The sequence below is a fragment of the Colwellia hornerae genome, from assembly GCF_007954355.1.
In the GTDB taxonomy this organism is placed as follows: Bacteria; Pseudomonadota; Gammaproteobacteria; order Enterobacterales; family Alteromonadaceae; genus Colwellia_A; species Colwellia_A hornerae.
Map to the genome: position 1 here is coordinate 81,283 of NZ_VOLR01000020.1, position 6,825 is coordinate 88,107.

Sequence of the window (6,825 nt, forward strand, 5' to 3'; positions counted from 1 at the left end):
GTTTTATTTTCTAATAAGTAATGCCATAGGATGTAGGGTAAAGACAATCAAATGAGCCATATATTTTGTTGCTCATCTATTAACTTTAATGCTCATTCTGTTAATAATTTACATTGTTACCCTGAGACAATAGATATAACCTGAACATTTTATATGTTTCAGTTACCTGATGTATGTTCGCCAACGCACTTTACAGATAAGATATCTACTTAAAGGCAGCGCTAAAGTGGTGGAACGGTAATTTCTGTTTGACGAATTTCAACCAGGGGACAAACACTGGCTACTTTCTTGTGATATACCTCAATCTGGTGATCAGCAGGAACATCTAACATCATTAACACTTGGCCATTATTGATTGCGGTTTCGCAGGCGACCTTCTCCTGATCGCTCAGACCAGCCCCTATCATACCTGATACCCAAGCACCAAAACCCGCACCTGCAACCGTAAAACCTAAAACCGCAGCACCACCAAGGGCTAAGCCTGTTGCCGGAAGGGTTATAACAGCCAGCCCAGCCAACAAGCCGGTAGTGCCACCAGCAATAACACCACGTTTTATCGCCGGGTATAAATCGGAGTTATCCAGTGCATCCGCTTTGGGGAGGTCACTTAAATCAATTTTATCGTTTGCAATTATATGCATTTGGCGATCGGCAATGCCATCAGCACGAAAAAGATTTACCAATTCACTTGCAACTTTAACATCGGGGGCTAAAAAATAAATTCGTTTCATTTCTTACTCCTATATGCAATCCAAATAGCCAAAAATTTATGATGTTAATGCGCAATGAACTGCAGTATTTGATTAAAATAATTGAATACTTTAAAAATAAAAATAAAAATAACAAGGGAGAGTTGTAATAATTTCCCTAGCGATACACTGGATGTAATATCCATATATCATCATAAATTGACTTCCATCCATTGTCTGTACGTTGTCACACATTGTTTAATAAAGTGTTTTAAAGTTATAAATCATATTGCTTAAGCTATGATAGACAGCGTCAAAATTTATTCTCTCCTCATCGATTAGGTCTTAACTAACGACAAGCTGGTTGATCTGTATCAACGTTAATCCAGATAAACTAGCACTCTATACCAAGGGTAACTAGACTAAAAATTAATCAATCAGTGAAAGCTACTATCTATAGCTTTTCCAAGGTATCTGTTTAATTTATTCTGCTATTTAATGAATGGCCATTGATATTATTATAAATTTTCTTGTACTTTATCGATATCAATGCGCAAGAATCGATTCTCACTTATTTTCATATAGCCCAGAGTCTTAACTAGCTGTTTAATAATTCAACCCAAAAATAACTAAGGAATAACAATGAAATACTTTCTATTGAGTTTATTTATCGTTATGTCATTAACGCTGTTCAGTTGTGATGAAGGGGTTGATTCCCCAAGAGGCTTTAGCCTACCTAAAGGCAGTATTGAAGCAGGAAAAATAGTTTTCTTAAAGTATAAATGTTTAGCCTGTCACACACTCAAAGGTATTGAGGACACTAGTATTGCAAAGCAGCAAACCATTTTTATTGCTCTTGGTGGTAAAAAAACGAAAATAGTGACTTATGCTGAATTAGTTACTTCTATCATTAATCCATCCCATAAATTTTCAAATTTAGAGTTACCTGAGTTTAGAACACCTCAAGGTGAATCAAAGATGAAGGTCTTTAACGATGAGATGACTGTTACTGAACTCATTGATTTAGTATCGTTTTTACAAGCTAACTATTCATTAAAACCTTATCAACAAACCAGGTATCAATATTATCCACATTAAAAGGTATGGGAGTTAACATGAACATTAAATTTTTTGGCGCAACAAGGGAAGTCACTGGCTCTTGCTATTTGGTACAAGTTAATAACAAAAATATACTCATCGAATGTGGTATGTTTCAAGGATCTCATGAGCATGAGAGACACAATCACGACCCCTTCCCTTTTGACGTTAGTGAGCTCAATGCTGTGGTGGTCAGTCATGCACACCTTGATCACAGCGGTCGTTTACCCATATTGATAAAAGAAGGCTTTCACGGTTCTATCTATACCCACAATGCTACTGTGGATCTATGTAAAATCATGTTAATCGACTCAGGCTATATTCACGAAAAAGAGGCGCGCTGGGAAAATAAAAAACGTGAGCGTAAAGGGTTAACATTAATAGAACCTCTTTATACAACGGCAGAAGCAGAAACAGCCTGTCAGTATTTTAAAGGGCTTACTTATGATGATGAATTAGAAATATGCGAAGGGGTCAAACTCACCCTTAGAGATGCGGGTCATATTATTGGCTCTGCCATACTTGAATTAACACTTGTCGAAGATGGAGTGAATAAAAAAGTGGTCTTTAGTGGTGATTTAGGCCATAAAAATGCCCCTATTTTACGCAATCCCTTTATCGTTAAACATGCCGACCTTGTTATCATGGAAAGTACTTATGGCGATAGATTACACCTAAGTTGGCAAGATACTTGGCGAGAAATGGGTAAAATAATAGCTAAAGCAAAAAGTAGTAAAGGCAATATACTTATTCCTGCCTTTACAGTTGGGCGAACACAGGAACTTCTTTATGAATTTAAGCAACACTTTGAGAGCTGGCAACTTGGAGACTGGCAAATTTTTCTCGATAGTCCAATGGGTATAAAAGCGACTAAGGTTTACGCCAAACACCGTGAAGTTTATGATAAAAAAGCTGTTGATATTCAGCATGATGATGGAATATTTAATTTGCCCAACCTGCATATGTCAGAAACAACTGAGTATTCGATGAAAATCAATCAAATATCCTCTGGTGCTATTATTATAGCCGGAAGCGGCATGTGTACCGGGGGCAGAATTAAACACCATTTTAAACATAACATTTGGCGTCAAAATGCTCATGTAGTTATTGTTGGTTTTCAAGCAAGAGGAACATTAGGTCGCTCTCTTGTCGATGGATGTCGACACATAAATTTATGGGGTGAAAAAGTACAAGTTAAAGCAAGTATACACACCGTTGGAGGCTTTTCTGCTCACGCTGATCAAGAAGGCTTACTTGAGTGGTATCAAGGCTTTGAAAATAAACCTCCGGTGGTACTCGTACACGGAGAAAAAGAGGCGATGGATATACTCGCTCAAAAATTAAAATATCTTCATCAGGTTGATGTTACCCAAGCAAGTTATAAGCAAAATATTATTATCTAAAGGAAAGTCATCTATAAAGATATATTTATCAAGCTAAGGTTAACAATATTTGATTTATTACTTGATAAAGCTAATATTAAAAGATAAATAAAACTTTAATACCTTGTTAGTTAATTTGAATATCACATACTATAAGAGAATTTATGCTAAATATTAATCATAACCTTTGAGCTATAGATAGAATAATAAGAGGTGTAATAGCAGTCGCTTTGATTGTTTATCTACTACTTTTTTCTGAACAAATTGGCGATATGTTGTTACAAGTCTCTCTTTTAATTTTTGCTGTAATGAATTTAATCTCCTTTGCCATAGGATGGTGTCCGGTATATCAAATTGCGGATATAAACACATGTAAGAAAGGTTAAATAGTAGGCTTATGACCGATACTGAGTTGTCATCAGGTTTAAGGAAACGTGTACTTTATAGTTCAATTGGACTAGCTATTATTGTCTCGGCTATCTTTATCAGCGTAGCATTTAATTTATCACGCGATCTTGGAGAATCCTTAGAGTTAGAACATAGCACTAAAGTACTTTCTCAGCTAACCAAACATATAAAGTCTGTTATTCAACATGGTCAATTCAACGAATTAACATCAAATAAAGATGTTAAAAATGCGCTAACTGCTCTTCTAGATAAAGATATTATTGGTTTCGAAATATGGTTTAACAACAAACATATCAAATTAAAAACCTCATTTTTATACGCCCATAACGACTTAATAGATAATGCAATAAAATCCGAGACCTCTAACTATAACTTTATAGAAACTGATACAGATAGATTGTTTTGGATTTATGAAAAAGCCCCACTTAATAACTTATCTATATTAATGGTGAATGAAACATATGCTTTAGATAAAGCGATAAGCTATGTATCAAACAGACTTTTTATTACCGCTTTTTTAACCTTTTGGTTAGCGGTATGGGTTGCTTTATTCATATCCGCGTTAGTCAGTAAACGATTTCAGCAAAGCAATGACCGACTTAAGCATTTAGCTACCCATGATATTATGACTGGTTTGCATAATCGCGCTTATTTGTATGAGTATGCGCATTCATATTTTAATGCGGAGAATATAAAGAAACATCAAAATGACGGTACATTGTTAGCCGTTTATATTATTGATCTTGATAAATTTAAAGATATTAATGACACCATGGGCCATTTGGTTGGAGATGAACTTTTAAAAGCTATATCAATACGTTTATGTAATCTAAAAGAGAAAAGTTCTCAAGCAATACGTTATGGCGGAGATGAGTTTGTTGTATGGTGTGATAATTTAAATGAGCGTAGAGCCATCTCGTTAGCTGAGGATATAGTGACGGTATGTCGTCAACCCATCAAGGTTAACAATTACGCCTTTGAAACCAGCGTAAGCGTCGGTGTATCCTATTACCCTACAAGTGGTCTACAACTTGATGAACTTCTAAAAAATGCAGATGTTGCTATGTACCAGGCAAAAAAACATCGACTCGGTTTTCAAGTGTTTCAGCAAGAGCTATTTACTCGTTCTGCCTTTCGAATAAATTTACGAGGTCAACTTAATACAGCACTTGAACAGCATCAGTTCGTTTTATATTATCAACCTAAAGTAAAATTACCGGGTGACATAATTGTTGGTGTAGAAGCGCTTGTACGCTGGTTACACCCGAAAGAAGGCATTTTAAGTCCAAACATGTTTATCGATATTATTGAACAAAGCATGTTTGTACATGAATTTACACGGTACGTATTGTTGCAAGCTATCATTCAATGTCGTGCTTGGTTGGATGAGGGACTTGAGTTATCAATAGCGGTAAATATTTCACCCTATAACTTGATGGATCCTGAATTAGTCAGTTATGTCGCTACTCAATTAGAACATTATAACGTTTCAGCAGGATTAATTGAAATCGAACTTACTGAAAATGCCAGCATGGTTAACATTACCAAAACACAGGAAGTTTTTTCACAATTCAGAAAACTGGGTGTAAAGTTATCAATTGATGATTTTGGCACCGGCATGAGTTCCTTAGCTTATATAAAGCACTTAGATGTCGATTATATTAAGATAGATCGCTCTTTTATTAACGATGTTGTCACTGATAAGAGAGATGAAGCCGTAATTACCAGCCTGCTAGTTTTATGCCAGAAGTTAAATAAATTAACAATTGCGGAAGGCGTAGAAACAATTGAACAGGCGAATAAATTAACTCTCTTAGGCTGTAACTTAGCTCAAGGGTATTTATATAGTAAACCTTTACCCGCTGAAGAAATAACTAAATTATTAAATAAACAAGCAGTTGTCATCGATAATAATGTTATAAACATTAAAACTTAATTTTACTATTACATGCTCTGATGTTTGGTCGTTGTAGTGTCAAAAAATGATTTCACGTTAACAGTTCTAAAATTTAAACATAAAAACTGGAGCTTAATTAGAGGTCATTGCACCCTAAACAATGAGTAATTAAAACAATGACCTAACGTTTTAAAGCGATTCTCTAGCTGAAATATACTCAAGTTTATTTTCTTTTAACAGAGAAATAATTTGTTTACAGGGTAAAGGCTTACTGTAAAAGTATCCTTGAATGTAATGACAATTTCTAGAAACCAAGAAGTCAATTTGTTCTTTTGTTTCAGCCCCCTCGGCAACACAACTCATCCCTAATTTTTGAGCAAGACTGATTGTCGCTTCTATTATGGCTTCATCAGCATTATTTTCACCAATGTTAGAGATGAAGCTCCTGTCAATTTTTATAACATCTAACGGGAGTAATCTTAAGTAAGATAGTGACGAGTAACCTGTGCCAAAGTCATCAAGCGATAACTTTATACCTAAAGCTTTGAGCTGATTCATCTTATCAATAGCCCTTTCGGGCTCGGTGATAAATGCAGATTCAGTCACTTCGAGCTTTATTGCTGAGGTAGGTAAATCAAACTCTTTCAATATTGACGTAATAAAAGTGACTAATTCACCTTTGCTAAAATGGCTAGCAGAAATATTAATAGATAAATAAAAATCATTTCGAAAGCCTCGCCATACTATTAAGTCTTGTAACGCGGTCTTCAATGCTATTTCTGTCATAGAAATAATAAGATTTAAATCTTCCGCTAAAGGAATAAACTCCATGGGTGAAATCATGCCTTGCCCGGTAGGCCAGCGCATTAACATTTCTACGCCAACGGCTTTACCACAGTGTGCATCAACAATGGGTTGATAATGATTAATAAATTGCTTCTGTTTTACTGCTTGTTTTAAATTTGCCTCAAGAACGAGACGTTTAGCTGCGGCTTCAGTCATTGATGGTTCAAAATATTGATAAATATTTCGGCCATTTTGTTTGGCGCTGTACATTGCAATATCACTGTTTTTCAGAAGCTCAGCTGAATCGATACCATCTTCTGGATAAATAGAAATACCAATACTTGATCCAATACAAACCATAGTATCTTGTAGTGTTATCGGTTGTTCAATAGTATCAATAATTTTTTGTGCAACTTGTGAAAGTTTATCTGTTGAGGAGACCCTGTAACAAAATCTGTGTAACTGCCTATCATTAATACCCATATAGGGTTTAGGATAGGCAGACTATGAATAAGAAAGAACTAGAAGTATTTGCTAAGCAAGCAGCCAAAGGTATTAAGTCCGA

6 protein-coding genes are annotated in these 6,825 nt (G+C 35.3%); 4 read left to right on the top strand and 2 right to left on the bottom strand.

What is annotated here, in order from left to right:
* Positions 1 to 221: 221 nt before the first annotated feature.
* On the bottom strand, positions 222 to 731 hold the full coding sequence (locus tag ESZ26_RS14240; RefSeq protein ID WP_146800135.1) for a DUF1269 domain-containing protein: 510 nt from the start codon (positions 729 to 731) through the stop codon (positions 222 to 224).
* 600 nt (positions 732 to 1,331) lie between these two features.
* On the opposite strand from ESZ26_RS14240, the gene ESZ26_RS14245 reads away from it, so the two are divergent.
* The 4 genes from ESZ26_RS14245 (at position 1,332) to ESZ26_RS14260 (ending at position 5,513) form a co-directional block, all read left to right on the top strand.
* The gene (locus ESZ26_RS14245; RefSeq protein WP_146800136.1) at positions 1,332 to 1,787 is read left to right on the top strand and encodes a c-type cytochrome; all 456 of its coding nucleotides are present in this window, start codon (positions 1,332 to 1,334) and stop codon (positions 1,785 to 1,787) included.
* Positions 1,788 to 1,804: 17 nt separating this feature from the next.
* Entirely contained in the window at positions 1,805 to 3,190 is a 1,386-nt protein-coding gene (locus ESZ26_RS14250; protein WP_146800137.1) for an MBL fold metallo-hydrolase RNA specificity domain-containing protein, read from the top strand.
* A 185-nt stretch (positions 3,191 to 3,375) separates the two neighbouring features.
* On the top strand, positions 3,376 to 3,555 hold the full coding sequence (locus ESZ26_RS14255) for a YgaP family membrane protein (RefSeq protein WP_223813314.1): 180 nt from the start codon (positions 3,376 to 3,378) through the stop codon (positions 3,553 to 3,555).
* A gap of 11 nt (positions 3,556 to 3,566) precedes the next feature.
* Positions 3,567 to 5,513 carry a putative bifunctional diguanylate cyclase/phosphodiesterase gene (locus ESZ26_RS14260; RefSeq protein ID WP_146800138.1) on the top strand — a complete coding sequence of 649 codons (1,947 nt, stop codon included), beginning with the start codon at positions 3,567 to 3,569 and terminating at the stop codon, positions 5,511 to 5,513.
* Positions 5,514 to 5,663: 150 nt separating this feature from the next.
* Here ESZ26_RS14260 and ESZ26_RS14265 read toward each other — a convergent pair whose 3' ends face one another.
* Positions 5,664 to 6,743: a putative bifunctional diguanylate cyclase/phosphodiesterase gene (locus tag ESZ26_RS14265; protein ID WP_146800139.1), complete on the bottom strand. Its 1,080-nt coding sequence runs from the start codon at positions 6,741 to 6,743 to the stop codon at positions 5,664 to 5,666.
* Positions 6,744 to 6,825 lie beyond the last annotated feature (82 nt).